This is a genomic window from Arthrobacter sp. 2YAF22_2 (assembly GCF_052114645.1).
In the GTDB taxonomy this organism is placed as follows: domain Bacteria; phylum Actinomycetota; class Actinomycetes; order Actinomycetales; family Micrococcaceae; genus Arthrobacter.
This window is the reverse complement of record NZ_JBFRFD010000654.1, coordinates 1-1,684: the sequence shown is the minus strand read 5'-3', so window position 1 is coordinate 1,684 and position 1,684 is coordinate 1. Positions and strand designations below refer to the sequence as shown.

2 protein-coding genes are annotated in these 1,684 nt (G+C 67.1%); both read left to right on the top strand.

Annotation, left to right across the window (positions count from 1 at the left end):
• Positions 1 to 1,255: UDP-N-acetylglucosamine 1-carboxyvinyltransferase (locus AB4Y86_RS18355; RefSeq protein WP_441403579.1), on the top strand; the 1,255-nt coding region annotated here is incomplete at its 5' end.
• A gap of 59 nt (positions 1,256 to 1,314) precedes the next feature.
• The coding region (locus tag AB4Y86_RS18350; RefSeq protein WP_441403578.1) for a glutamate-cysteine ligase family protein at positions 1,315 to 1,684 on the top strand (370 nt) is incomplete at its 3' end.

The window sequence follows — 1,684 nt, the reverse complement described above, 5'->3', positions numbered from 1 at the left end:
CAGCAGCAAGAACGCCGGCGTCGCCCTGCTGTGCGCCAGCCTCATCAACCGCGGCACCACCGTCCTGCGGCGGCTGGCACGGATTGAGGAGGTCAACCGGATCGTCGAGGTACTGACCAGCATCGGCGTCGAATGCACGTGGCTCAACGCGACCGACCTGCAGATCCGCCGCCCCGCGGTGCTGGACCTCGACTCGATGGATGTCGAAGCCGCGCGCCGCACCCGCAGCGTCATCATGCTCCTGGGCCCGTTGCTCGATGAGTCCAGCCAGTACCGGCTGCCCTACGCGGGTGGCTGCGACCTCGGCACCCGCACCGTGCAGCCGCACATGCAGGCGCTCCGGCAGTTCGGACTCAGTGTCGAGGCGAAGTCCGGTTTCTACAGCGTCCAGGCCCCGCCGTCGGACGGCCTCGACCGGACCTTTGTGCTGAGCGAGCGCGGCGACACCGTGACCGAGAACGCGATCATGGCCGCCGCCCACCGCTGCGGCAGCACGGTTATCCGCAATGCCAGCCCCAATTACATGGTCCAGGACCTCTGCTTCTACCTGCAGATGCTGGGCGTCCAGATCGACGGCGTGGGCACCACGACGCTGAAAATCGTCGGCCGCCCGTCCATCGACGCCGATGTCGAGTATTTTCCGTCCGAGGACCCGATCGAGGCAATGAGCCTGATCACCGCCGGGATTGTGACCAACTCGGAAGTCACGATCCGCCGGGTCCCGATTGAGTTCATGGAGATCGAACTGGCCACGCTCGAGCAGATGGGCCAGCAACTGGAGGTCTCCGCGGAATATGTCGCCCGCAACGGCCGCACCAGGCTGGTGGACGTCACCACCAAGCCCTCGGACCTGCGGGCCCCCGAGGACAAGATCCACCCGATGCCCTTCCCCGGCCTGAACATCGACAACCTGCCGTTCTTCGCCGTTATTGCCGCCAACGCGCACGGCCAGACGATGATTCACGACTGGGTGTATGAGAACCGGGCCATCTACCTGACCGAGCTGAATAAGCTCGGAGCCCAGGTCCAGCTCCTGGACCCGCACCGGATCTACGTCAACGGGCCCACCAAGTGGCGGGCGGCGGAAGTCGGCTGCCCGCCGGCCCTGCGCCCGGCCGCATGCCTGCTGCTGGCCATGCTGGCCGCGCGGGGCGTGTCCGAACTGCGCAACATCTACGTGATCGAGCGCGGCTACGAAGACCTGGCCGAGCGGCTCAACACCATCGGCGCGAAGATCGAGTATTTCCAAGACTGAATCGCCTGAGCCTCGGGTTGGGGTAGCGCGCCGGGACGGGTGCTGAGGACAATAGGTGCATGCGCACCTTTGGCGTCGAGGAGGAGCTCCTGATCGTGGACCCCGCCACCGGGGTTCCGTTGGCGCTGGCCGATGCGCTGTTGCGCGGGTTGAAGCCTGCGCCCGACGTCGAACCGTCCCCGACGTCCGGCGCGCCTGCGCCCGACGTCGAGCAGTCCGCCGCGGCGGAACCGGCTCACGAAGAGTCGAGCTTCAGTTTCGAGCTCAAGCTGGAGCAGATTGAGACCCAGACGGCGCCGTGCCTGGATTACGGCGGGCTGCTCCATCAGATCCGGCAGTCCCGCGCCTTCACGGACCAAGCCGCCCGCGTCCTCGGCGCCCGGGTGGCCGCCTTGGCCACGTCGCCCCGGGCATCCACCACCCACACGA